This is a genomic window from Marinovum sp. PR37, assembly GCF_028807375.1.
Lineage (GTDB): Bacteria > Pseudomonadota > Alphaproteobacteria > Rhodobacterales > Rhodobacteraceae > Marinovum > Marinovum algicola.
Map to the genome: position 1 here is coordinate 17,674 of NZ_JARAML010000015.1, position 21,330 is coordinate 39,003.

A 21,330-nucleotide genomic window follows, 5' to 3' on the forward strand; every position below is an offset into this window, starting at 1 on the left:
CCCGGATCGGGTCCGGGGCGCGGGCGCTCAGGTCAGGGTCGTGGCGGCCACCCACCAGCCGGGATGCGCCGCGCGCAGGCGCGCCGCGGCGGCGGCCGCGCCGCCGTCGGGGAAAAGCCCGAAACAGGTCGCGCCAGACCCCGACATCCGCGCCAGGTCGGCGCCTTCCTCGTCCAGCGCCGTCAGGACGCGGCCGATCACCGGCTGCACCCCGATCGCCGGCGGCTCGAGATCGTTGCGCATGGTGCGCAGCCAAGCCAATGTGCTGTCGCTCCGGCCATCCAGCGGCCAATCCGTCATCGGCGGATTGTCCCGTGATCTCAGCGCCCTGAAGACCGCCGGCGTCGAAACCGCGACGCCCGGATTGACCAGCACCGCATCCATCGGCGGCTGCGACAGCGGCAGCACCTGTTCGCCAATCCCCGACATCCGCGCCGCATGGGCCAGCAGACAGACCGGAACATCGGCTCCGAGGCGCAGGGCATCGCCACTGAAGGGCCGGCCGTAAATCGTCTCCATCGCCCGCAACACCGCCGCCGCGTCGGAAGAGCCGCCGCCAATGCCCGCCGCCGCCGGAAGATGCTTTTCCAGCTCGATGTGGACCGGCGCGCCAAAGGCCTCGGCCGCCTTCCAGCAAAGGTTGCGCGCGTCCTCGGGCACGCCCGCCGCCATCGGCCCGGTGACGCGCAAGGACATCTCGTCGGCCGGCGCCACGCGCAGGACGTCGCCGACCCCGGCAAAGACCACCAGCGAATCAAGCAGGTGATAGCCGTCGGCACGCTGGCCGGTGACATGCAGCGTCAGGTTGATCTTCGCCGGGGCGAAGGCCTCAGTTGGCGCCATTCTCCACCACCTCGAGCGGCGGCGCGCCTTCCTCGGCCAGCACGGCGTCGAGGCCAAGCTCCAGCTTGCGGCGGATGCGCTCGGGATCGGCCTCGGCATCGGGGTCATCGGGATCGACAAAGCTCAGCGCCCGGTGCCACTGGAACCGCGCCTCGAGCTTGCGGTCCACCGCCCAATAGACGTCGCCCAGGTGATCGTTGACCACCGGATCCACCGGCATCAGCTCGGCGGCACGTTCCATGTGGCCCACCGCCTCGTCATAGCGGCCCAGGCGATAGAGCACCCAGCCGAGACTGTCGACGATATGCCCGGAGTTCGGCCGCATGTCGACGGCGCGTTCGATCATCGCCAGCGCCTCATCGAGCTTCTGGCGCTTTTCCACCAGCGAATAGCCAAGATAGTTCAGCACCTGCGGCTGATCCGGGCTGAGATCGAGCGCGCGGCGGAAATCGGCCTCTGCGCTGGCCCATTCGCCGCGCCGCTCCTGTGCGATGCCGCGGGCGAAAAACACGAACCATTGCGCCTTGGTCGGCTCGCCATAGAGCGCCACCGCCTTGTCATAGGCCGAGGTGGCGGCGTCGTAATCGGCCTCGCCGCGATAGAGATCGCCAAGCGAGACATGCACCACCGGCAGGTCGCCATGGGTTACCGCCAGGGCCTCGAGTTCGGTGATCGCGTCCTTGACCTTGCCCGAGGCGCGCAGCGCATCGCATTTGCCCAGAACCGCGGCGTGATAGGCCGGATCGTCCTCGGGCACCCGTTCATAGGTGGCGACGGCCAGCTCGTAGCGGCCCAGATCCTCCATCAGCTGCGCGGTCAGCAGGATGGCGTCGATGTGATCGGGGCGCAGATATTCGGCGATCTGGGTATAAAGCAGGGTGTAATCGTCGCCCGCTTCGCCCTCGAGCGCGCCGGCAATGGTGTAAAAGACCTCGGCCATGCCTTCGCGCGGCGAGCTGACAATATCAAAGCCCACCGGCGCGGAGCCTTCGAGCGATTCGCGCAGCGCGCTCAGCCCCGGGTCGAGGCGCGCGTTGAAGCTTGCGTCCATCAGCTCGGCGGCCTCGGCGTTGCGGCCGAGCTGGCTCAGCACCTGGGCCCGCGCAACGATGCCGCGACGGGTCAGCAGGGCGCCGCCGCTGGTCTCGTCCGACATGATTTCCTCGGCGCGCTCGAAATCGCCGACCGAGGCCAGCGCCAGCGCCTTGTGATAGGCGGCAAAGCTGCCCAGCCCCTTTTCGTTGGCAACCTCGTCAAAGGCCACCAGGGCGGCGCTCATGTCGCCCTGCCCCAGCTTGGCCCAGGCCACCAGCAGCCCGTCGACCAGCGGGCCGATGCCGCGGCTGTCGTCGATCATGCCGAGGATATCGCCGTAGCGGCCGTCGCGGGCATGGCCCGCCGTCAGCGCCATCTGCGCCAGTTGCGAGCGAATGCCCATCTCTTCGAGCTTGCGCGCGTGATCAATCGCACGATCGACCTCGCCCAGCGACAGGCGGGCGGCGCCGGCCGCCTCGATCAGGCTGGGATTTTCGCGGTCGAGGAACAGGGCCTTTTCGTAATAATCGGCCGCCGCCCGGAAATCCGTCTGATACCCGGCCTGACGCGCGGCCAGATAGGCCCCCGACAGGGTTGCCGCCGAAACCGGCGCCGCAGTGGCAAGCGCCAGGCCCCATGCCACGATCCATCCAAATCTGTTCGCTGTCACCCGCTGCTCCTCATTGGCTTGTCAGACACCCTAGTTTGCAGGCAGTAAACAGGCAATGCAGCGGTTCTAGATATCCCCTTATCGGCGATTTCACGTCATCGTGAGACGAAAATCGGGGCCGTCGCCGGGAAAATCGGCTCAGTGCCGGCGTGTCAGCCGGTCATGCATCCGGCGCACCAGCCGGCTGGCCGTTGTCTCGCACAGCGCCGGAAACACCGCATGCACCAGCGCGGCCCCCGCCGCCAGCACCAGCAGCCCGGCAAAGCCCAGGGCAAAGCGCATGTGCTGGAAATAGCTCTCGTTGACCGAGGCGGGATGGGCGGTGAAAAAGGCCATCGGGCCGTTCTGTGCAGACATGGGTCTCTCCGTAAGGTGCGTTTGCCCAAGGCTAGCCCTGCGGGCGTGAGAGGAGATCCCGAAATTCATTGCACATCGGCCCGGCATTGGGACATGATCCCAGCCATGGCCGACCTTGACCCATTCGATCTCAAAATCCTCACCGCATTGCAGCGCGACGCCACCCAGAGCATGGATGATCTGGCTGCCGCCGCCGGGCTGTCGCGCAATGCCTGCTGGCGGCGGATGCGCAATCTCGAAGCGCGCGGCGTGATCCGCAAGCGGGTGGCGCTGCTGGATCCGGCGCGCGCCGGCTGTCCGCTTCAGGCCTTTGTCATGGTGCGCACCAATGCTCATGACGCCGACTGGATGGAGAAATTCGGCCGCGCCGTCCGGCTGCTGCCGGAAATAACCGGCGCTCACCGGATGACCGGCGAACTCGATTACGTGCTGCGGGTGCGGGTCGCCGACGTGCCGGCCTATGACGCGTTTTACAAGAAGTTGATCGCGATGGTGCCGGTCTCGGATATCTCTGCCAGCTTTGTTATGGAAGACATCAAGGACACCACCGAACTCCCGCTTTAACGCCAGAGGCCCCATGGACGAGACCGAAATTTCCACCACCGCCGAGGCCTATGAGGCCGCCGCCCTGCCCCGTCGCATCGAGGTTTATGCCGATGACAGCCGCAAGGGCGGGGCCACGCCGGACGGCTGTGTCACCGACAAGCCGGTGGCCCGGAAAAGCCCGGCGGAATGGGCCTATGAGCGGCTGGTTCTCTATATCCGCGACTTCGAGGCCGATCTCGACAATGCGCATGAGGTGGCGATGGGGTTCACCGGGTCGCAGGCCGGTGTATTGCGGATTGAGGGCATGGGATTCTTCGATCCTGACATCATCACATTCTACGGCACCGACCCGCAGGGCATCCGCACCCAGCTTGTCCAGCATATCAGCCAACTCAATGTCTTGCTGCGGGCCCTGCCCAAGCTGGTCGAGGCCGAGAAGCCCCGGCGGATCGGTTTCCGGCTGGCGCAGAGGCTCGAGGATGCCACCCGCGAAGAGTCGCCGGAAGCGACATAATCGCGCGCCGATGGAGGCGTGACACCCCTGCGGGAATCCGCTACATCCTCGGGCAAACCAGTTCAGAGGACTACGACAGATGGCTGATCACAAGCACGGCGAGATGGACATCACCGTTCAGGAAGAAACCTTCAACGGGTTCGTCACGGCCACGATCCGGGTGGTGGTGGCCACGATCCTGATCCTGCTGTTCCTCGCGATCTTCAACACCTGACGCTGCGGCCGAGGCCTGACTTATGAAAACGCTGATTGCGGCCTGTCTGGGTCTCGCCGTTCTGGGCGGCTGCGGCGCCGCGCCGGATCGCACCCGGTACGATGATCTCGAGGTGGTGCAACGCGCCGCCTATCGTCATGACGGGCCGCCGGCGCTGACGCTCTATACGATGGTCAGCAACAAGACCGGGGCCGGCGCGCACACCAGCCTGATGATCAACGGGTCGCAGCGGGTGATTTTTGATCCCGCCGGATCAGTCCAGCATCCGGATATTGCCGAACGGGGCGACGTGCTGTTCGGCGTCACCCCGCGAATCGCCGATTTCTATGCTCGCGCTCATGCTCGTGAAACCTTTCACGTGGTGATCCAGCGGATCGAGGTCGATGCCGCCACCGCCGAAAAGGCGCTGCAACTGGCGCTCGACAATGGCGCGGTGTCACAGGCCTTTTGCAGCCAGGCCACCAGCCGGCTGCTGCGGCAACTGCCGGGGTTCGAAAGCATCCGGCCGACATTCTTTCCCAACAGTCTCAGCGATCAGTTCGCCAAGCTGCCCGGCGTGACGACGCGCACCCTGAGGGAAAACGATTCGGATGACAAATCCGAGGCGATTGCGGAATTCGACGCCGAACAGCGCGCCCGGCGGAGCCAATGACGCCACGCGTTAAGATTGACTAGCGCGCCGCGCGGGCCCGGCCCGCGCCCTACCCCACCAGATAGGGCGTGAGATAGAGCCCGGCCGCCCCGGCCCCGATCGCCGCCAGCACGTTGCGTGTGGCCAGCCCGACGAGGATCGTGGCCGCGGCGGCGACCATACGCGGGGCATCCGGGGTGCCACCCGTGGCCGCCGGCCAGACAACAAGCGGTGCCACCAGCCCCGGCAGAAGCGCCACCGCCGTATATCGCAGGTGCCGCAGCACCCAGGTCGGCAGATTGCGCCCGCCGACAAGGCCGGTAAAGCTGAACCGCAGCAGGAAGCTGCCCAGCCCGATGACGATGATCGCCACCCAGATCTCGACCGCGGTGATCATGCCGCCGCTCTCCGGGTCAGCCGTCGCTCGGCCTCGGCCCCGGCCATCATCGCGGCGACACCCGCGACCAGAAGGCCAAGGTTGTAAGGCAGGAAGGCAAAGACCAGCGCCACCACGATCGACACCAGCGCCGCGATCACATGCGGCAAGGTGCGCAGCATCGGCGTAAGCAGCGCCAGGAAGGTGATCGGAATGGCGAAGTCGAGCGCCATCCATTCGGGCACGCTCTTGCCCAGCAACGCCCCCACAACCGTGGCTACCCACCACAGCGGCGACACCGCCAAGGCGGTGCCGAGGAAATAGGCCACCTTGCTGGCGACCGGCAGGTCCGGCTCGCGTTCGAAGGTGAGTTGGCTGGTGGCAAAGCTCTGATCGATGGTGAAATAGGCGCAGAGCGCGCGCTGCCAGACCGGCGCCGCGCCCAGGTGCGGCGTCAGCGCGGCAGAATACATCGCCATCCGCAGGTTGACCGCCAGGGCCGAGATCAGCACGATCAACAGCGGCACATCCTCGACCATCAGTTGCAGCGCGGTGAACTGCGCCGCGCCGGCGATCACCACAATGGAAAAGGTCAGCGCCTCGAAGACGTTGAGCCCGGCCTCGGTGGCGACCACGCCGAACAGCCCGCCAAAGGGGATGATGACGAGAATAAAGGGCGCGCCGTCGCGCATCCCGCGCCAGAAATCGCGTTTGGGGGTGGAGGGTTGCATGGCTTCATCCTAGGTTCGCGCAAGCCCTACTAAGAGACGCCGGGAGACGCAATTGCCGACCGCACCAGATGCCGCCCCCTTTCTGATCGCCCCCGATCCCTCGGCCCCGCGTCTGACGCGGGTGGTGCGCGGTGTCGATCATGCCGGTCAGGCGCAGGAAATCTCGGTGGTCGAGGAGCGGCCGCTGACGATCTATCTCAATTCGCAGGAAATCGTCACCGCGATGACGATCGGCGATTATCCCGAATATCTGGCGCTGGGCTTTCTGCGCAATCAGGCGATGCTCGGCCCCGAAGACGTGGTGACCGGGGTCGATTATGACGCCGATCTCGAGGTGGTGGTGGTGCGCACCGCGCGCCAGACCAGCCACGAGGACAAGCTCAAGAAGAAGACCCGCACCAGCGGCTGTGCCGTCGGCACGGTCTTTGGCGACATGATGGAGGGGCTCGAAGACCTTACCCTGCCCGAGGCCGAGCTGCGCGCGAGCTGGCTCTATGCGCTGTCGGCGCGGATCAACCGCACGCCGTCGCTCTATCTCGAGGCCGGGGCGATCCATGGCACGGTGCTCTGTCACCGGGACCGCCCGCTGGTCTACATGGAGGACGTCGGACGGCACAACGCGGTCGACAAGATCGCCGGATGGATGATGCAGGAGCGCGTCACCGGCAGCGACAAGATCCTCTATACGACCGGCCGGCTGACCTCGGAAATGGTGATCAAGACGGCGCATATGGGCATCCCGGTGCTGGCCTCGCGCTCCGGCTTTACCGCCTGGGGGGTCGAAATTGCCCGGCAGGTGGGCCTGACGCTGATCGGGCGGATGCGCGGCAAGCGCTTTGTCTGCCTGTCGGGCGAAGAACGCATCACCTGGGACGTCGACCCCGACAGCGTGCCGGAGGAACCCGGCAAGCACCGGCGCAAGGGGGCCGGGCAATGACGGCCGAAGCTCTTCGAGACCTGCAAAGCGGAGGGGCGCACCGATGAGCGCGCCGCTGGGCGTGATCCTTGCCGGCGGCCAGGCCAGGCGCATGGGCGGCGGCGACAAGGGGCTGTTGCCGCTTGGCGGCACCACGATACTCGCCCATGTGATCGCCCGGTTGCAGCCGCAGGTGAGCGAGATCGTGCTCAACGCCAATGGCGACCCGGCGCGCTTCGCGGGCCTTGGCCTGCCCGTGGTTGCCGACACGATCCCGGGCTTTGCCGGCCCGCTGGCCGGGGTTCTGGCCGGGTTGGACCACGCGGCGACGCGCGGTTTCGACCAGATCGTCACCGCCGCCGCCGACACGCCCTTTCTGCCCGCCGACCTGGTGGCGCGGCTCGGCGCGCAGGCCCGGGGCCAGGCCCACCCGCTGGTGCTCGCCGCCACTCCGCGCGACGCGGAAGAGACCAAATCCATGTCGAAATCCGGCCTGATCCGTCACCCGACCTTCGGCCTCTGGCCGGTCGCCCTGCGCGACGACCTGCGCGCGGCATTGCACGAGGGGCTGAAAAAGGTTGTGCTCTGGACCGACCGACACGGTGGCCGAGAGGCGCTTTTCCCCGACAGCCAGGCCTTTTTCAACGTCAACACGCCCGAGGATCTGGCGCACGCGGAGGCACTGCTGTCATGAGACTCTATGGCGTGACCGGCTGGAAAAACTCGGGCAAGACCGGGCTGATGGAGCGGCTGGTGTCCGAGATCACCGGGCGCGGCTTTACCGTATCGACGGTGAAACATGCCCATCACAGCTTTGACGTCGATCAGCGGGGCAAGGATTCGCACCGTCACCGCGAGGCCGGCGCGGCGCAGGTTCTGCTGGCCTCGCGCAACCGCGTGGCGCTGATGACCGAGCTGCGCGGCGCCGGCGAGCCGCCGCTCGAGGCGCTGCTGACGCAGCTCGCGCCCTGCGATCTGGTGCTGGTCGAGGGCTACAAGCGCGACCGTCACCCCAAGATCGAAGCCCAGCGCGCCGCCACCGGCCAGCCGCTGATCGCGCCCGGCGACCCGACGATCCGCGCCGTCGCCTCGGATGCCGCCCCAGCGCTCGACCGGCCGGTGTTTCACCTCGACGACACCGCCGCCATTGCCGATTTCATCTTGCGCGAGGTGGGGCTGGTGGCGCAGGAGGCGCCTGCGGCGGACGCAGCGCCCCTCGCCCCGCCGCCGCTCAGCAACGATTGCTTTGCCCTGCCGGCCGGGGTCGACTGGGTGCCGGTGGAGGACGCCCTGGCGCATCTGCGTGCCAACCTGCGCCCGGTGGTGGGCATCGAACAGCAGCCGCTGGAGGCGGCCGAGGGCCGCATCCTCGCACAAGATCTCACCGCTCGCCGCGCAAACCCGCCGCAGGCCAATTCGGCGGTCGACGGCTATGGCTTTGCCGGCCCGCTGCCCGCGGGCGTGGCCCGGCTGCCGCTGGTCGAAGGCCGGGCGGCGGCGGGGGTGCCCTTTGCCGGCGCCGTGCCGCCGGGCCATGCCCTTCGCATCCTGACCGGCGCGGCGCTTCCCGAGGGCGTGGACAGCGTGGCGCTGCAAGAGGATGTGACGACCGACGGCCGGCAGATTGCCCTCAACGGGCCGCTCAAACGCGGCGCCAATGCCCGCCGCGCCGGCGAGGATGTGGCCGAAGGCGCGACCGTGTTGCGTGCCGGGCGCCCGCTGACCCCGGCCGACCTGGCGCTGCTGGCGGCCGTCGGCCACGGGACATTGCCGCTTCGGCGGCGGCTGCGGCTGGGCGTGCTGTCCACCGGCGACGAGATCCGGCCGCCCGGCGCCGCCGCGGGCGGCGGGCAGATTTTTGACGCCAACCGCCCGATGCTTCTGGCGCTGGCGCGGCGCTGGGGCGTCGAGGCGGTCGACCTGGGGATTGCCCCCGATGACCGCGCCGCGCTGCGCGCCCGGCTCGACGACGCGGCCGGGCGGGCAGATGTGCTGCTGACCTCTGGCGGCGCCTCGGCGGGGGACGAAGACCACATGTCGGCGCTGCTGCGCGAAGCGGGGGCGATGCAGCTCTGGCGGATCGCGGTCAAGCCTGGCCGGCCGCTGGCGCTTGGCACCTGGCACGGCGTGCCGGTCTTCGGCCTGCCGGGCAACCCGGTGGCGGCGCTGGTCTGCGCGCTGATCTTTGCCCGCCCGGCGGTCGCGCTGCTGGCCGGCGGCGACTGGCAGGCGCCGCAGGGCTTCGAGGTGCCGGCGGGGTTCGCCAAGCGCAAGAAACCGGGGCGGCGGGAATACCTGCGCGCCCGGATGCGGGAGGGGCGAGCGGAGGTCTTTACCTCCGAAGGCTCGGGCCGGATCAGCGGGCTGAGTTGGGCCGAAGGGCTGGTGGAACTGCCCGATGGCGCGGCCGAGATCGCCGTCGGCGATCCGGTGCGGTTCCTGCCATTCGGAAGTTTCGGGATGTGATCTGGCGCGCTCGGTGGCGGGGCCAGGAGCTCCCGGGTCAGGCCCGGGACGCGAGGATTTCAGTACCCCCGCCCCGGACCCCGATCCGGGGCCTCCGCGTCAACCAGCCCCAAGCCGGATCAGCCGTCAGTCGAACGTCCCCGCGACCCGGCCCAGCAACATGAAGGCGCGCGAGGTGCGGGTGTTGGAAAACGCCGCCACCTCGGCATCCGAGGCGCGTTCGGAAAAGCTCTGGAACGCCCGGTCATAGACCCGCAGGAAATGATGCGCCGCGTCGGGGAAGCTTCTGCCATTCGGAAATTTCAAGATGTGATCCGGCGCGCTCGGTGGCGGGGCCAGGAGGTCCCGGGTCAGGCCCGGGACGCGAGGATTTCAGGACCCCCGCCCCGGACCCCGATCCGGGGCCTCCGCATCAACCAGCCCCAAGCCGGATCAGCCGTCAGTCGAACGTCCCCGCGACCCGGCCCAGCAACATGAAGGCGCGCGAGGTCCGGGTGTTGGAAAACGCCGCCACCTCGGCATCCGAGGCGCGTTCGGAAAAGCTCTGGAACGCCCGGTCATAGACCCGCAGGAAATGATGCGCCGCGTCGCGGAAGATCGGATCCTGCTTCATCCGCCCCGCTGACAGTGCCAGCGACGACCGGTCGCGCACGCCGCCCAGCCCGGCGATGGCGCGGCCGCGGGCGCCCTCGGCAAAACGGCGCCAGACGTCGGGCTTGGCCATGTCGGGGCGCAGGTCGTCCATGTAGATGCCGTCCTGGCTCAACAGGGTCAGGACATCCTGCGCCGCCTGCACCAGCTGCGCGGTGGGCCGATGCTTCAGCGCCCGGCGCAGGGCGGAGAAACCGTCGCGGTCCTCGGCCGTTTCCGGGAAGTTCAGCGCGCGGATGAAATCGTCATTCGACAGCTCGGGCGTCAGCGCCTCGGCCGGGGTGCCCAGTGCCAGCGCCGGCTGATCGTCGGCCTGGCCCTGCGGACGTGCAGCGGCTGCGCGGGCGGCGGGCTGGGCCGGGCGGTGGCTGCCGATCTCGCGGGTCGACGAGAACATCGCCAGCGTCGCCTCGGCCTTGCGCTGCGCCGCCGCGATCTCGTCGAGCTTGCGGCCCACCGAGGTCGCCGAGGCGCCGCCCTGGCTCTGGCTGACATAGGCATGGCGCAACGCGTCGATGGCGGTCTGAAGCCGCGTCGCCTCGTCGCGCATCACCCGCGAGGCGCGCGCAGCGGTGGCGGCGACCCAGATCATCCCCACCGGCATGAACACCGCCAGCATGGTCATCAGGAACCACAGACTGTCATCGGTGCCGTTCGACGGCTCCAGCACGACAAAGAAGATCGCCGCCCCCAGCAGCCAGACCAGCGACAGCGCCACGGCGGTCACCTCGATGCCGGTGACCTGCGGGCCGCGGCTGCGGTCGTAGATGCCCAGTGGCGTCGGCGCCGCCGGCGCAAGCCGGGCGCCCGTGTCGGGCGGAGGGGTGTCGGATGTCGCGTCGGGCATGGCCGGGCTCTTCATGAGGGGGCGCTCAGCGCGCAGGGAGCGCGCCGTCAGATATAGGCGACTTTCAGGATTTCGTAATCCTTCGTCCCGCCCGGCGTGCGGACTTCGACGCTGTCACCCTCTTCCTTGCCGATCAGGGCACGGGCGATCGGCGATTTCATGTTCAGCAGGCCCTTTTCGACATTGGCTTCATGTTCGCCGACGATCTGCCAGGTCTTTTCCTCGTCGGTGTCCTCGTCGACGACGGTGACGGTGGCGCCGAATTTGACCGGCCCCGACAGCTTGGTCGGATCGATCACCTCGGTCAGGCTGAGCACACCCTCGAGCTCCTTGATCCGGCCTTCGATGAACCCCTGTTTTTCCCGCGCCGAATGATACTCGGCGTTCTCCTTGAGGTCGCCCAGCTCGCGCGCCTCGGCAATCGCCTGGATGACGGCGGGACGCTCGACGGATTTGAGCGTTTTCAATTCGGATTCGAGCGCGGCGTGGCCGGCGCGCGTCATAGGTATCTTTTCCATAGGCCTTACCAGAAAGGGCCGCCTGCCCCTGTCGAGGCGGCGGCGAATTCATCTCAGCTCGTTTCAGCGACATTGCCCCGAGCATCGGACCGGATGCAAGGGGGATTTCCCTGCATGGGCAAAGCGCCGCGCGATTCGGCAGCGCCGCACAGCTTGAGCGCTAACATCCCGGAATTTTCCGAATTGTCCGGCAAATGACCGGTTTTGACGCAGCGCCGGACGTTGACCAAGGGGTATTTTCCGGGCAGGACTCTGCGGATTATGATGCAGGTGCAGCACAAGCCAAGGGGACGGAGATGAGCGACGTGGCGCGCGAAGCGATGGAATATGATGTGGTGATCGTGGGCGCCGGGCCGGCCGGCCTGTCCGCGGCGATCCGGCTCAAGCAGCTCGATGCCGATCTCGAGGTGGTGGTGCTGGAAAAGGGCTCCGAGGTGGGGGCGCATATCCTGTCGGGCGCGGTGCTCGATCCTTGCGGCCTCGACGCGCTAATCCCCGACTGGAAGGACAAGGGCGCGCCGATCAATGTGCCGGTCCGGGATGACAATTTCTACATGCTGGGCGAAGCGGGCAAGGTCCGCATCCCCAACTGGCCGATGCCGAAGCTGATGAACAACCATGGCAACTACATCGTCAGCATGGGCAATGTCTGTCGCTGGATGGCGGAACAGGCCGAAGCCCTGGGCGTCGAGATCTTCCCCGGCATGGCCTGTTCCGAACTGGTCTACGGCGAGAACGGCGAAGTGAAGGGCGTGATCGCCGGCGAGTTCGGCCGCAACCCCGATGGCAGCGAGGGTCCGGGCTACGAGCCGGGCATGGAGCTGCACGGCAAATACGTCTTCCTCGGCGAAGGCGTGCGCGGGCATCTGTCGAAGGAAGTGATCGCGAAATACGACCTCTCGGCCGGGAAAGAGCCGCAGAAATTCGGCCTCGGCATGAAGGAGATCTGGGAGATCGATCCCGCCAAACACCGCGAAGGCTCGGTCACCCACACGATGGGCTGGCCGCTGGGCGGCAATGCCGGTGGCGGATCCTTCATCTATCACCTTGACAACAATCAGGTTTACGTGGGTTTCGTGGTTCACCTGAACTACAAGAACCCGCATCTCTTCCCCTATATGGAATTCCAGCGGTTCAAGCATCACCCGATGGTGGCCGAGCTGCTGAAAGGCGGCAAGCGCGTCGCCTATGGTGCGCGGGCGATCACCGAGGGCGGCTATCAGTCGATGCCCAAGATGGTGGCGCCGGGCGTGGCGCTGCTGGGCTGTTCGGTGGGCATGGTCAACGTGCCCCGCATCAAGGGCAACCACAATGCCATGCTGTCGGGCAAGGCGGCGGCCGAGGCGGCTTATGATGCGATCAAGGCCGAGCGCGCCGGCGACGAGCTGAGCGCCTATGAGACCGAAGTGCGCGAAGGCGCAATCGGCAAGGACCTGAAGAAAGTGCGCAACGTCAAGCCGATGTGGTCGAAATGGGGCCTCACTGCTTCACTGGCGCTTGGCGGGCTCGACATGTGGACCAATTCGCTGTTTGGCGGCTCGCTCTTCGGCACGTTGAAGCATGGGAAATCGGATGCCGAGGCCACCCAGACGGTCTATCACCACAAGCCGATCGACTATCCCAAGCCCGACGGCAAGCTGAGCTTTGACCGGCTCACCAATGTCGCCTTCTCCTTCACCAACCACGAAGAGAGCCAGCCCTGTCACCTGCGGCTGCTCGACCCCTCGGTGCCGATCGACGAGAACCTGCCGAAATACGCCGAACCGGCGCAGCGCTATTGCCCGGCCGGGGTCTATGAAGTGGTGGAAAAGGATGGGCGGTCGGAGTTCGTGATCAACTTCCAGAACTGCGTGCATTGCAAGACTTGCGACATCAAGGACCCGTCGCAGAACATCAAATGGGTGACACCGCAGGGCGGCGACGGGCCGAATTATCCGAATATGTGAGGTGAGCGCCGCGCCGGAACGCCCATACGGCGGCTCAGCGCGGCGCCGCCGCCCGCCGCAGCCGGTCGTTGATCGCCCGGCCCAACCCCACCTCCGGGATCGGCGCCACCGCGATCACCGACGCCTGACCGTCCAGCGCATGCAGCGCCCCGAAGAGCCGCGCCGCCGCCTCGTGCAGATCGCCACTCTCGGACAGGGACATCGCGCCCGACACCGGCCCGAAGCCCAGCAGCACCTCGCCCGCGCGCGCCTCGGTGGCATCCATCCGCAGGCCCGCCTCGGGCGCGTAATGCGACAGCAGCTGACCGGGCGCAGAAGGCGCCTCGGCCGAGCCGCCGGTCTCGAGCGGCGCGCCCAGCATCGCCTCGAGCGCCTCGGCCGGCAGCCCGCCGGGGCGCAGCAGCACCGGCGCCGGCGCCAGCCAGAGGATCGTCGATTCCACACCGACCTCGCTGGCGCCGCCCATCAGCACCGCCTCGATCTCGCCATCGAGCCCCGCCAGCACATGGTCCGGCAAGGTCGGGCTGATCCGGCCCGAGGGGTTGGCCGAGGGCGCCGCCAGCGGCCCGTCAAAGGCCCGCAACAGCTCTTGTGCCAGCGGATGCGCCGGCACCCGCACCGCCAGAGTCGACAGCCCCGCCGTCACCAGCGGCGATATTCCGGCATCCTCGCGCAGCGGCAGAACAAGCGTCAGCGGCCCCGGCCAGAAGGCCTGCGCCACCCGGTCGGCCAGGTCGCTCCAATGCACGTACCGCCGCGCGGTGGCGATATCCGCCACATGGGCAATCAGCGGGTTGAAGCTGGGCCGGCCCTTGGCGGCATAGATCCCCGCCACCGCCGCACCGTCGCGGGCATCGGCACCGAGGCCGTAGACCGTCTCGGTCGGGAACGCCACGCGGCCGCCGGCGCGCAGCACCGCCACGGCGCGCGCCACTCCGCCAGAGGCGGGATCGAGCCGGTCTGTCTCAATCTGGGTCATGTCCGTGACGCCGCGTTTCAGTTGCCGCAAAGCTGCGCAGCCGTATAGCTGTAGCGCAACAGAAAGCAAAGCCTTTGCAAGGGAGTATTCCCATGGCCTATTCCGCCCCGCTCAGTGATTACGACGTCATTTTCCGCCATGTCGTGCCACTGGCCCCGGTTGCCGCAACCGAAACCTTCGCCGAAGCCTCCGAAGACATGGCCCAGGCCGTATTGGCCGAGGCCGCCCGGCTTTGCGAGGACAAGCTTTCGCAGTACCAGCGCAACGGCGATCTGCACCCGGCGGTGCTTGAAAACGGCGTGGTGCGCACCTCGCCCGGCTTTGCCGAGGGGCACAAGGCGATCGGCGAAGGTGGCTGGATCGGCATGTCGGCCAGCCCCGAACATGGCGGCATGGGCCTGCCGATGATGCTGACCACGGCGGTCAACGACATGATGTCGGGCGCCTGCCTGTCGCTGCAACTGGCGCCGTTGATGAGCCAGGGCCAGATCGAGGCGCTGGAAAACCACGCCTCGGACGCGCTGAAAGACCTCTATATCCCCAAGCTGATCTCGGGCGAATGGACCGGCACGATGAACCTGACCGAGCCGCAGGCCGGGTCGGACGTGGGCGCGCTGCGGTCGAAGGCCGAGCCCAACGGCGACGGCACCTATGCGGTCTCCGGCCAGAAGATCTTCATCTCCTGGGGCGACAATGACTTTGCCGAGAACGTCTGTCACCTGGTCCTCGCTCGCCTGCCCGATGGCAAGCCGGGCACCAAGGGCATCTCGCTTTTCCTGGTGCCCAAGTTCATCCCCGATGACAACGGCGCTCCCGGCAAACCCAACAGCCTGCGGGTGGTCTCGCTCGAGCACAAGATGGGCCTGCATGGCTCGCCCACGGCGGTGATGGAGTACGACGGCGCCACCGGCTGGCTGGTGGGCGAGGCGCATGACGGCATGCGCGCCATGTTCACCATGATGAACAACGCCCGCCTCGGCGTCGGTGTGCAGGGGCTGGGCCAGGCCGAGGCGGCGACCCAGACCGCGCTGGCCTATGCGCTCGACCGCAAGCAGGGCCGCACCCCGGTCGCGGGCGGCACCGGCACCATCGTCGATCACGCCGACGTGCGCCGGATGCTGGCCGAAATGCGCGCCGACACCTTTGTCGCCCGTGCCATTGCCGTGGCATGCGCCCAGGCGATCGACATGGGCCAGGCCACCGGCGATCCGGCCTGGACGGCGCGGGCCGCGCTGCTGACCCCGATCGCCAAGGCCTTTGGCACCCAGACCGGCATGCGCGTCGCCGAAACCGGGGTGCAGGTGCACGGCGGCATGGGCTTCATCGAAGAGACCGGCGCGGCGCAATTCTATCGCGATGTCCGCGTCACCGCGATCTACGAGGGCACCAACGGCATTCAGGCGATGGATCTGGTGGGCCGCAAGATGATGGACGGCGGCGAGGCGATGAATGCGCTGCTGGATGAGGTCGAGGCCCATGCCGAGGGGCTGCGCGCCACCCTGCCCGATCTGGCCGAGCCGGTCTGGCAGGCCTCGGAAACGCTGCGCGAAACCGTCGAGGCTCTGATCGGTACAAGTGACCTGAACGAACGCTTCGCCGGCGCGGTGCCTTTCCTGATGGGCTTTGCCCGGGTGCTGGGCGGACATTTCCACCTCAAGGCCGCCGAGGCCGACAGCGCCCGCGGCCGGCTGGCGCGGTTCTACATCGAACGGCTGCTGCCGGAACACGCCAGCCTGCTCGAACAATCGCGCGCCGGCGCGGCGGCCCTCTATGCGCTGAGCCCCGAAGACCTGGCCTCCTGATGCGGGACGGCGACACCTCCGGCATCCGCTATCCCTGGCCCGAGCCACCCGCCGAGGGCGCGGCGACGGAGGTGGCGCCGGGTGTGCTCTGGATGCGCCTGCCGCTGCCCATGGCGCTGGACCATGTCAACGTCTATGCGCTCGATGATGGCGACGGCTGGACGGTGATCGACAGCGGCGTTTCGTCGAAACGCAGCCGCGCGCTCTGGGACCGGCTGCTTGCCGGGCCGCTCGCCGGCAAGCCCGTGCGCCGCGTGGTGATGACCCACCACCACCCCGATCACACCGGCATGGTGGGCTGGCTCAAATCCACCCATGGCGCCGAGGTCTGGGCCACCCGCACCGCCTGGCTGATGACGCGGATGCTGACGCTGGACGAACAGCACGGGCCCACCGAGGAAACCCTGGCCTTCTGGCGCGCCTGCGGCATGGACCCCGAGATCCTGGCGAAACGCAGCGCCGAGCGGCCGTTCAATTTCGCCGATGTGGTGGCGCCGCTGCCGCTGGGGTTTCATCGGATCGCCCAGGGTGACGAGGTCACCATGGGCGGCCGCCGCTGGGCCGTGCATTTCGGCAATGGCCATGCCCCGGCGCATGCCACCTTCTGGAGTCGCGACGACAACCTGGTGATCGCCGGCGATCAGATCCTGCCGTCGATCTCGTCGAACATCGGCGTCTATGCCACCGAGCCCGAGGCCGATCCGGTGGCCGACTGGCTGGAGAGCTGCGAACGCTTCCTGCCGCTCGCGCGCGAGGAGCACCTGGTGCTTGGCGGGCACAAGCTGCCCTTCACCGGGCTGCCGCTGCGCCTGCACCAGTTGATCGACAACCATCATGGCGCGCTCAGGCGGCTTGCCGCCCATCTCGCAACGCCGCGCACCGCCACCGACTGCTTCGCGCCGCTGTTCAAGCGCCGGATCGGCGCCGGCGAATACGGCTTGGCGATGGTCGAGGCGATGGCGCATTGCCTGCACCTCTGGCACACCGGTCAGGCCACGCGCGAGATCCGCGACGACGGCGCCTGGGTCTGGCAACGGGTGGCTGCCGGCTGATTTTCAGCCCGGGGGGCCTTCAGCCGCGAGGTCCCGGGGCGAGCCCGGGACGCGTGCCTTTCAAGGCCATCCCTGCTCCCACCACCGCCCCGGACCCGATCCGGGGCCTCCGGGCCAAGTCCGGGGCCGCAACGCCGGGCGCGATCCCGAAGCAAACCCGGGACGCGACAAAGCGGCCTGCCCTCGCGACGCGCGCGCCGTTCAGGCGTGCCCGGCAGTCGCGGACAGCGCCAGGGCATCGATCCCCAGCACGCCCAGCGCGGCCTCCCATTTTTCCGGGTCCGGCCGGTCAAAAAGCAGCGCCGGATCGGGTTCGCAGGTCAGCCAGCCGTTTTGTCCGAGCTCCATCTCGAGCTGCCCCGGCCCCCATCCGGCATACCCCAGCGCCACCAGACGCCGCCTCGGGCCGCGGCCGGCGCCGATCTCTTCGAGGATGTCCATCGTCGCGGTCATCGAGACCATCTCGTCCACATGCAGGGTTGCCACCGGCGATTCGTAATCCGGCGTGTGCAGCACGAAGCCCCGGCCCTGCTCCACCGGTCCGCCGAAATGCAGCCGGCTCTGGCGGAAGTCGTCGGTCACCGGCACCTCGAGCTGTTCCAGCAACTCGCCCAGCCCGAGATCGGCCACCGGCTTGTTGAAGATCAGCCCCATCGCGCCTTCCGGCGAATGGGCACAGAGATAGACGACGGAATGGGCGAAGCGCGGGTCAAGCATCCCCGGCATCGCGATCAGCACTTGTCCTGTCAGGCCGGTATCGCCGTCGTTGGTCATCGGCTCGTTCATCGCCTCTGCGCTCCCCTTGCTGCCTTGCAGTCAAGATGGGCCGTGGCGCCAGATGACGCAAGGCTCGCCACAAAGTGAGTTGGATTTCAGCCGGCTTTCCCGCATCTCATAACCTATGATGCGACACCTGCTGACTTCACTTGCGCTTGCGTTCGGACTTGCCGGGCCCGCCGCTGCCCAGACGACAGAGGTGGCGCGCGCCGCGCTGATCCCCGGCTGGCAACAGGCCGACGGCAGCCATGTGGTCGGGCTGCTGCTCGATCTCGCGCCGGGGTGGAAGACCTATTGGCGCAGCCCCGGCGACGCCGGCATCCCGCCGCGTTTCGACTGGGCCGGCAGCCGCAATATCGCCAGCCTGCGCACGCTCTGGCCGACGCCCGAGGCGATGGACCAGAACGGCATGACATCGATCGGCTATCCCGGCGACGTGGTGATCCCGCTGATGATCCGCCCGGAGAGCGCCGGCGGCGAAATGCGCCTGACCGGCCGGATGGAGCTTGGCGTCTGCAAGGATGTCTGCGTGCCTGCGGAATTGCGGTTCTCCGCCACGCTGACCCCCGGCGACAGGCGCGATCCGCGGCTTGTCGCGGCGCTGGTCGACCGGCCGCTGACGGCGCGCGAGGCGCAGGTCGGCCAGGTCTCCTGCCGCATCTCGCCGGTCGAGGGCGGCGTCGCCCTGACCGCGCGCATCGCCATGCCCAGCGCCGGCGGCCAGGAGTTCGTGGTGGTCGAGACCGCCAACCCGTCGATCTGGGTCGCCGAGGCCGAGACCCGCCGCGCCGGCAACATCCTGACCGCATCGACCGAAATGCAGCATGTCGAGGGCGCGCCCTTTGCGCTCGACCGCTCCGGCCTGCGCTTTACCGTTCTGGGCAAACGTCACGCCGTCGACATTCGCGGCTGCGCCAGCGGCTAGGACAGCGCGCGCCGCAGCTCCGGCGGCAGCCGCAGCACCTGCCCACCCGGCCCCAGAACCACCACGGTCACCAGCGCCTCGAACAGCGGCGTCTCATCCCGGCAGACTTGCTGGCGCAGCACCATGCGGGCGCCGCCGATCTTGTCCGCCGTGGTCAGGACCGTCAGGTCATCACCATAATATGCCGGGCTCAGATAGTCGCCTTCGATCCGCCTGACGACAAAGACCTGCCCGTCACGCGTCTTCATCTGCCGCTGGTCGATTCCCAGCGAGGCCACCCATTCGCTGCGCCCGCGTTCGATGAACTTGAGGAAATTGGCGTGGTAGACGATCCCCGCCATATCGGTGTCTTCGTAATAGACCCGGCAGTCGAAACGGTGGCGCATCGTAAATCCCCTGTTGCCCGCCCCCGTCAAACCATTCCGCCGCGCGCGGTGCAAGCCGGGCGGATTCAATTTGGCAACAGCCCCGGCGCAAGTGCCCCGAAGCCGCTTGGTTGGCCGCCCACCTCTCGCTAGACTTTGTCTCGAATGATCCGCGAGGCCGCCGATGCACATGATCTACGAAATGCGCTATTCCTATTTCGGACGCTCCGGCTGGCAATCCGAGGCGTCGAACGACGCCGCCAAGCTGTTCGATGACGCGAGGCTCGACGGGCGGCATTATTTCCTCGAAAAGATCGCTCTGCGCTCGCTGGCCGATCAGAGCGATGGCGATTTCGGCCTGATCGTGCTTTCGGCCGAGGCGCTGCCAGAGCGGCACAAATCCCGGCTGCAACAGGTCTGCGGCGACATGCTGGGCGACCGTGCGCATGTGATCTTTCGCGGCCCCGACAGCGCCGGCACCTGTTTCACCCGCTACCGCAAGGCAACCTTCAACCGCGATCCCTGGAGCACGCAGATCGTGCTCGATGACGATGACGCGGTCAGCGCCGATTTCACCGAAAAGCTGCGCGCCGAGGCGATGGCCGCCAAGAAACTGCGCGCGCCGGGCGAGGAATATTGTTTTCTCTCGCATGCGCGCGGCATTTCGGCAGTGTTCCGGGACGGCCAGATATCGCTGCGCCACCGGCTCAATGCGGCCACCAATCTCGGGCTGGCGGTCACCGCCCCCACCGGATCGCGCCGTCAGCCCTTTGGCATCGCCCACAAGAAGATCCTCGAGCGTCGCCCGGTCCGGGTGATCTATTCGCGCAGCCCGAGCTATATCCGGGCGGTGCACGACAGCAACGACAGCCGGGCGCAGTATTCCGACAACATCGTACAGGCCGATGAGATGGAGAAGATGCACCGCGCCTTTCCCCTGCTGCGAGAGCTGATCGCCGACTGGCCGATTGCCGATGCAGAGACGCGGGTGGAACAAGCCGCCTGATGGCGCGGCCGCCCCCTGATCCGCGAAAAATCCGTCACGCGCGAAACTTTTGAGGTTGACCTTACGTAGCTTCCGCCGACCGAGGATTTCGGTCTGACATGGGAGATTACAGCATGAGACTTTTTCTGATTGCACTGAGCGCGGTTATTGCCGCTGGCCCCGTGGCCGCCCTGCACGAAGGCGGCAACCCGCCGGGACAGGTGGCCAAGGACAACCCTGACGACATCAGCGACCGCAATGGCAACGGCAAGGCCAATGGCGGCGATTATTCGCCCGGCTATTCGGCCAGCGTCGGCGAGGATCGCAATGGCGATGGCCGGACCAACGGCAAGGATTACGCCCCGGGTCGGCACGACAAGAAGTGAGACCTGCCCCCGACAGATGATCCGGGGTCGCGGCGTTCGGGAGGGCGCCGCGGCCCTGCCCCCACAAAGCTATTGCGCCATGCTCACCCGCGCCGCCAGCCGGAGCGCATGGCTCGGATCCTGCGCCACCGCCGGCATCACGGGATCATAGCCTGCGCGGATCACGGCGCCGATCTCGGGGCGCAAGACGGTCCTGCCCCCGGCAATGGCCAAGGGCGAGACCTCGGCAAAGGCCTGTTCCGACCAGAGCAGCATCACCTGCACCACCTGCCCCAGCGCCAGATCCTCGGCCGGCTGGGCGCCCAGCCCCTTGTCCATCCGCAGAAAGACAAAAGCCGCCTTGATCGCGCCCTGATCGTCAAAACGGAAGGCTCGGTATTGGTTGGCGCCGGCGGCTTTGAGCCGCGCCACAAGCGGCGCCAGATCCGGCACCAGCTTGTCGAGGTCGGGCACCTCGGTCAGCTCGTCCCAGTCACGGAAGAAGAAAAACATGCAGTTGCTGCCCAGCTCCGGGTCGGTCTCGGCCATCTGGTGGCCGGCCATGGCAACCACCGCCTCCATCGCGCCCTTGATCACCGGCAGGGTGGCCTCGGTCACGCCAAAGACGATCGGCGCGATCGGTCGGCCCCAGCGGGCAAAGAGATAGCTCCCGTCGGCGCGGGTGAAAAGCGGGGCGATATCGTCGGACGTCAGCATGGCGCCGTCCTTAGCACCCTGCGACGGCGGGATAAACCGCGCTCTGTGCGGCCATGCAGAGGCGCCTACGCGCCGGTTTCGCTCGCCTTCGCGCGCGGGCGG

25 protein-coding genes are annotated in these 21,330 nt (G+C 67.6%); 13 read left to right on the forward strand and 12 right to left on the reverse strand.

Going from position 1 to position 21,330, the window contains the following annotated elements:
* Nucleotides 1–27 precede the first annotated feature (27 nt).
* The 3 genes from PVW49_RS13430 to PVW49_RS13440 form a co-directional block, all read right to left on the reverse strand.
* The gene (locus tag PVW49_RS13430) at nt 28–843 is read right to left on the reverse strand and encodes a 4-(cytidine 5'-diphospho)-2-C-methyl-D-erythritol kinase (protein ID WP_274590769.1); all 816 of its coding nucleotides are present in this window, start codon (nt 841–843) and stop codon (nt 28–30) included.
* On the reverse strand, nt 830–2,548 hold the full coding sequence (locus PVW49_RS13435) for a tetratricopeptide repeat protein (protein WP_274590770.1): 1,719 nt from the start codon (nt 2,546–2,548) through the stop codon (nt 830–832). Before PVW49_RS13435 ends, PVW49_RS13430 begins: the two co-directional genes overlap by 14 nt.
* 138 nt (nt 2,549–2,686) lie before the next feature.
* Entirely contained in the window at nt 2,687–2,905 is a 219-nt protein-coding gene (locus PVW49_RS13440; RefSeq protein WP_244526470.1) for a DUF6356 family protein, read from the reverse strand.
* A gap of 105 nt (nt 2,906–3,010) precedes the next feature.
* On the opposite strand from PVW49_RS13440, the gene PVW49_RS13445 reads away from it, so the two are divergent.
* The 4 genes from PVW49_RS13445 (at nt 3,011) to PVW49_RS13460 (ending at nt 4,831) form a co-directional block, all read left to right on the forward strand.
* Entirely contained in the window at nt 3,011–3,469 is a 459-nt protein-coding gene (locus PVW49_RS13445; protein ID WP_074836248.1) for an Lrp/AsnC family transcriptional regulator, read from the forward strand.
* 13 nt (nt 3,470–3,482) lie between these two features.
* On the forward strand, nt 3,483–3,965 hold the full coding sequence (locus tag PVW49_RS13450; protein ID WP_074836246.1) for a DUF6173 family protein: 483 nt from the start codon (nt 3,483–3,485) through the stop codon (nt 3,963–3,965).
* Between the two features lie 79 nt (nt 3,966–4,044).
* Nucleotides 4,045–4,179: an aa3-type cytochrome c oxidase subunit IV gene (locus tag PVW49_RS13455; protein WP_074836245.1), complete on the forward strand. Its 135-nt coding sequence runs from the start codon at nt 4,045–4,047 to the stop codon at nt 4,177–4,179.
* Nucleotides 4,180–4,201: 22 nt separating this feature from the next.
* Nucleotides 4,202–4,831 (forward strand): hypothetical protein, encoded by a 630-nt coding sequence (locus tag PVW49_RS13460; RefSeq protein ID WP_170850529.1) that lies wholly within the window; start codon nt 4,202–4,204, stop codon nt 4,829–4,831.
* Nucleotides 4,832–4,880: 49 nt separating this feature from the next.
* Here the strand turns inward: PVW49_RS13460 and PVW49_RS13465 are convergent, their stop codons facing one another.
* Nucleotides 4,881–5,207: an AzlD domain-containing protein gene (locus PVW49_RS13465; protein ID WP_274590771.1), complete on the reverse strand. Its 327-nt coding sequence runs from the start codon at nt 5,205–5,207 to the stop codon at nt 4,881–4,883.
* On the reverse strand, nt 5,204–5,917 hold the full coding sequence (locus PVW49_RS13470) for an AzlC family ABC transporter permease (protein WP_274590772.1): 714 nt from the start codon (nt 5,915–5,917) through the stop codon (nt 5,204–5,206). The genes PVW49_RS13465 and PVW49_RS13470 overlap by 4 nt, the downstream gene beginning before the upstream one ends.
* A 52-nt stretch (nt 5,918–5,969) precedes the next feature.
* Between PVW49_RS13470 and PVW49_RS13475 the strand changes: the two genes are divergently transcribed.
* Genes PVW49_RS13475 through PVW49_RS13485 form a run of 3 tightly spaced genes read left to right on the forward strand, consistent with a single transcriptional unit; the run spans nt 5,970 to nt 9,299 of the window.
* The gene (locus tag PVW49_RS13475) at nt 5,970–6,854 is read left to right on the forward strand and encodes a formate dehydrogenase accessory sulfurtransferase FdhD (protein WP_274590773.1); all 885 of its coding nucleotides are present in this window, start codon (nt 5,970–5,972) and stop codon (nt 6,852–6,854) included.
* A 43-nt stretch (nt 6,855–6,897) separates the two neighbouring features.
* Nucleotides 6,898–7,527, forward strand: coding sequence for a molybdenum cofactor guanylyltransferase MobA (gene mobA, locus PVW49_RS13480; protein ID WP_274590774.1), 630 nt, complete (start codon nt 6,898–6,900; stop codon nt 7,525–7,527).
* A complete protein-coding gene (locus PVW49_RS13485; RefSeq protein ID WP_274590775.1) occupies nt 7,524–9,299 on the forward strand; it encodes a bifunctional molybdopterin-guanine dinucleotide biosynthesis adaptor protein MobB/molybdopterin molybdotransferase MoeA in 1,776 nt (591 codons plus the stop codon). Before mobA ends, PVW49_RS13485 begins: the two co-directional genes overlap by 4 nt.
* A gap of 126 nt (nt 9,300–9,425) precedes the next feature.
* On the opposite strand, the gene PVW49_RS13490 is transcribed toward PVW49_RS13485, so the two are convergent.
* From PVW49_RS13490 to greA, 3 genes are all read right to left on the reverse strand, one after another.
* A complete protein-coding gene (locus PVW49_RS13490) occupies nt 9,426–9,605 on the reverse strand; it encodes a hypothetical protein (protein ID WP_074836237.1) in 180 nt (59 codons plus the stop codon).
* Between the two features lie 133 nt (nt 9,606–9,738).
* Nucleotides 9,739–10,797, reverse strand: coding sequence for a hypothetical protein (locus tag PVW49_RS13495; RefSeq protein ID WP_274590776.1), 1,059 nt, complete (start codon nt 10,795–10,797; stop codon nt 9,739–9,741).
* 47 nt (nt 10,798–10,844) lie between these two features.
* Nucleotides 10,845–11,315 (reverse strand): transcription elongation factor GreA, encoded by a 471-nt coding sequence (gene greA, locus PVW49_RS13500; protein ID WP_048532790.1) that lies wholly within the window; start codon nt 11,313–11,315, stop codon nt 10,845–10,847.
* Nucleotides 11,316–11,611: 296 nt separating this feature from the next.
* On the opposite strand from greA, the gene PVW49_RS13505 reads away from it, so the two are divergent.
* Entirely contained in the window at nt 11,612–13,261 is a 1,650-nt protein-coding gene (locus PVW49_RS13505) for an electron transfer flavoprotein-ubiquinone oxidoreductase (protein WP_048532792.1), read from the forward strand.
* 34 nt (nt 13,262–13,295) lie between these two features.
* Here the strand turns inward: PVW49_RS13505 and PVW49_RS13510 are convergent, their stop codons facing one another.
* Nucleotides 13,296–14,240 carry an L-threonylcarbamoyladenylate synthase gene (locus PVW49_RS13510; RefSeq protein ID WP_074836232.1) on the reverse strand — a complete coding sequence of 315 codons (945 nt, stop codon included), beginning with the start codon at nt 14,238–14,240 and terminating at the stop codon, nt 13,296–13,298.
* Between the two features lie 92 nt (nt 14,241–14,332).
* On the opposite strand from PVW49_RS13510, the gene PVW49_RS13515 reads away from it, so the two are divergent.
* Nucleotides 14,333–16,042 (forward strand): acyl-CoA dehydrogenase, encoded by a 1,710-nt coding sequence (locus PVW49_RS13515; protein WP_274590777.1) that lies wholly within the window; start codon nt 14,333–14,335, stop codon nt 16,040–16,042.
* Nucleotides 16,042–17,094: an MBL fold metallo-hydrolase gene (locus tag PVW49_RS13520; protein WP_274590778.1), complete on the forward strand. Its 1,053-nt coding sequence runs from the start codon at nt 16,042–16,044 to the stop codon at nt 17,092–17,094. Before PVW49_RS13515 ends, PVW49_RS13520 begins: the two co-directional genes overlap by 1 nt.
* A 201-nt stretch (nt 17,095–17,295) precedes the next feature.
* Here the strand turns inward: PVW49_RS13520 and PVW49_RS13525 are convergent, their stop codons facing one another.
* The gene (locus PVW49_RS13525) at nt 17,296–17,880 is read right to left on the reverse strand and encodes a YqgE/AlgH family protein (protein ID WP_244526469.1); all 585 of its coding nucleotides are present in this window, start codon (nt 17,878–17,880) and stop codon (nt 17,296–17,298) included.
* Nucleotides 17,881–17,998: 118 nt separating this feature from the next.
* Between PVW49_RS13525 and PVW49_RS13530 the strand changes: the two genes are divergently transcribed.
* Entirely contained in the window at nt 17,999–18,796 is a 798-nt protein-coding gene (locus tag PVW49_RS13530; RefSeq protein ID WP_048533939.1) for a protein-disulfide reductase DsbD domain-containing protein, read from the forward strand.
* Here PVW49_RS13530 and PVW49_RS13535 read toward each other — a convergent pair.
* Nucleotides 18,793–19,182 (reverse strand): YbgC/FadM family acyl-CoA thioesterase, encoded by a 390-nt coding sequence (locus tag PVW49_RS13535; protein WP_074836225.1) that lies wholly within the window; start codon nt 19,180–19,182, stop codon nt 18,793–18,795. The two genes, PVW49_RS13530 and PVW49_RS13535, sit on opposite strands and share 4 nt — an antisense overlap.
* 163 nt (nt 19,183–19,345) lie before the next feature.
* Between PVW49_RS13535 and PVW49_RS13540 the strand changes: the two genes are divergently transcribed.
* Together PVW49_RS13540 and PVW49_RS13545 are read left to right on the forward strand one after the other, a co-directional pair.
* Entirely contained in the window at nt 19,346–20,167 is an 822-nt protein-coding gene (locus PVW49_RS13540) for a glycosyltransferase (RefSeq protein WP_074836224.1), read from the forward strand.
* A 113-nt stretch (nt 20,168–20,280) separates the two neighbouring features.
* Complete coding sequence (locus PVW49_RS13545) at nt 20,281–20,532, forward strand: hypothetical protein (RefSeq protein ID WP_048532805.1); 252 nt, start codon at nt 20,281–20,283, stop codon at nt 20,530–20,532.
* A gap of 69 nt (nt 20,533–20,601) precedes the next feature.
* Here the strand turns inward: PVW49_RS13545 and PVW49_RS13550 are convergent, their stop codons facing one another.
* Entirely contained in the window at nt 20,602–21,228 is a 627-nt protein-coding gene (locus tag PVW49_RS13550; RefSeq protein ID WP_371398800.1) for a hypothetical protein, read from the reverse strand.
* Nucleotides 21,229–21,330: the final 102 nt, after the last annotated feature.

Excerpts from the sequence above, each read along its gene's own strand:
- PVW49_RS13430 (WP_274590769.1), bottom strand. The coding sequence starts at position 843 with ATGGCGCCAACTGAGGCCTTCGCCCCGGCGAAGATCAACCTGACGCTG.
- PVW49_RS13525 (WP_244526469.1), bottom strand. The coding sequence starts at position 17,880 with ATGAACGAGCCGATGACCAACGACGGCGATACCGGCCTGACAGGACAA.
- PVW49_RS13455 (WP_074836245.1), top strand. The coding sequence starts at position 4,045 with ATGGCTGATCACAAGCACGGCGAGATGGACATCACCGTTCAGGAAGAA.
- greA (WP_048532790.1), bottom strand. The coding sequence starts at position 11,315 with ATGGAAAAGATACCTATGACGCGCGCCGGCCACGCCGCGCTCGAATCC.
- PVW49_RS13510 (WP_074836232.1), bottom strand. The coding sequence starts at position 14,240 with ATGACCCAGATTGAGACAGACCGGCTCGATCCCGCCTCTGGCGGAGTG.
- PVW49_RS13470 (WP_274590772.1), bottom strand. The coding sequence starts at position 5,917 with ATGCAACCCTCCACCCCCAAACGCGATTTCTGGCGCGGGATGCGCGAC.
- PVW49_RS13540 (WP_074836224.1), top strand. The coding sequence starts at position 19,346 with ATGCACATGATCTACGAAATGCGCTATTCCTATTTCGGACGCTCCGGC.
- PVW49_RS13545 (WP_048532805.1), top strand. The coding sequence starts at position 20,281 with ATGAGACTTTTTCTGATTGCACTGAGCGCGGTTATTGCCGCTGGCCCC.
- PVW49_RS13505 (WP_048532792.1), top strand. The coding sequence starts at position 11,612 with ATGAGCGACGTGGCGCGCGAAGCGATGGAATATGATGTGGTGATCGTG.
- PVW49_RS13460 (WP_170850529.1), top strand. The coding sequence starts at position 4,202 with ATGAAAACGCTGATTGCGGCCTGTCTGGGTCTCGCCGTTCTGGGCGGC.
- PVW49_RS13530 (WP_048533939.1), top strand. The coding sequence starts at position 17,999 with ATGCGACACCTGCTGACTTCACTTGCGCTTGCGTTCGGACTTGCCGGG.
- PVW49_RS13465 (WP_274590771.1), bottom strand. The coding sequence starts at position 5,207 with ATGATCACCGCGGTCGAGATCTGGGTGGCGATCATCGTCATCGGGCTG.
- PVW49_RS13535 (WP_074836225.1), bottom strand. The coding sequence starts at position 19,182 with ATGCGCCACCGTTTCGACTGCCGGGTCTATTACGAAGACACCGATATG.
- PVW49_RS13520 (WP_274590778.1), top strand. The coding sequence starts at position 16,042 with ATGCGGGACGGCGACACCTCCGGCATCCGCTATCCCTGGCCCGAGCCA.
- PVW49_RS13550 (WP_371398800.1), bottom strand. The coding sequence starts at position 21,228 with ATGCTGACGTCCGACGATATCGCCCCGCTTTTCACCCGCGCCGACGGG.
- PVW49_RS13450 (WP_074836246.1), top strand. The coding sequence starts at position 3,483 with ATGGACGAGACCGAAATTTCCACCACCGCCGAGGCCTATGAGGCCGCC.
- PVW49_RS13445 (WP_074836248.1), top strand. The coding sequence starts at position 3,011 with ATGGCCGACCTTGACCCATTCGATCTCAAAATCCTCACCGCATTGCAG.
- mobA (WP_274590774.1), top strand. The coding sequence starts at position 6,898 with ATGAGCGCGCCGCTGGGCGTGATCCTTGCCGGCGGCCAGGCCAGGCGC.
- PVW49_RS13440 (WP_244526470.1), bottom strand. The coding sequence starts at position 2,905 with ATGTCTGCACAGAACGGCCCGATGGCCTTTTTCACCGCCCATCCCGCC.
- PVW49_RS13495 (WP_274590776.1), bottom strand. The coding sequence starts at position 10,797 with ATGCCCGACGCGACATCCGACACCCCTCCGCCCGACACGGGCGCCCGG.
- PVW49_RS13485 (WP_274590775.1), top strand. The coding sequence starts at position 7,524 with ATGAGACTCTATGGCGTGACCGGCTGGAAAAACTCGGGCAAGACCGGG.
- PVW49_RS13515 (WP_274590777.1), top strand. The coding sequence starts at position 14,333 with ATGGCCTATTCCGCCCCGCTCAGTGATTACGACGTCATTTTCCGCCAT.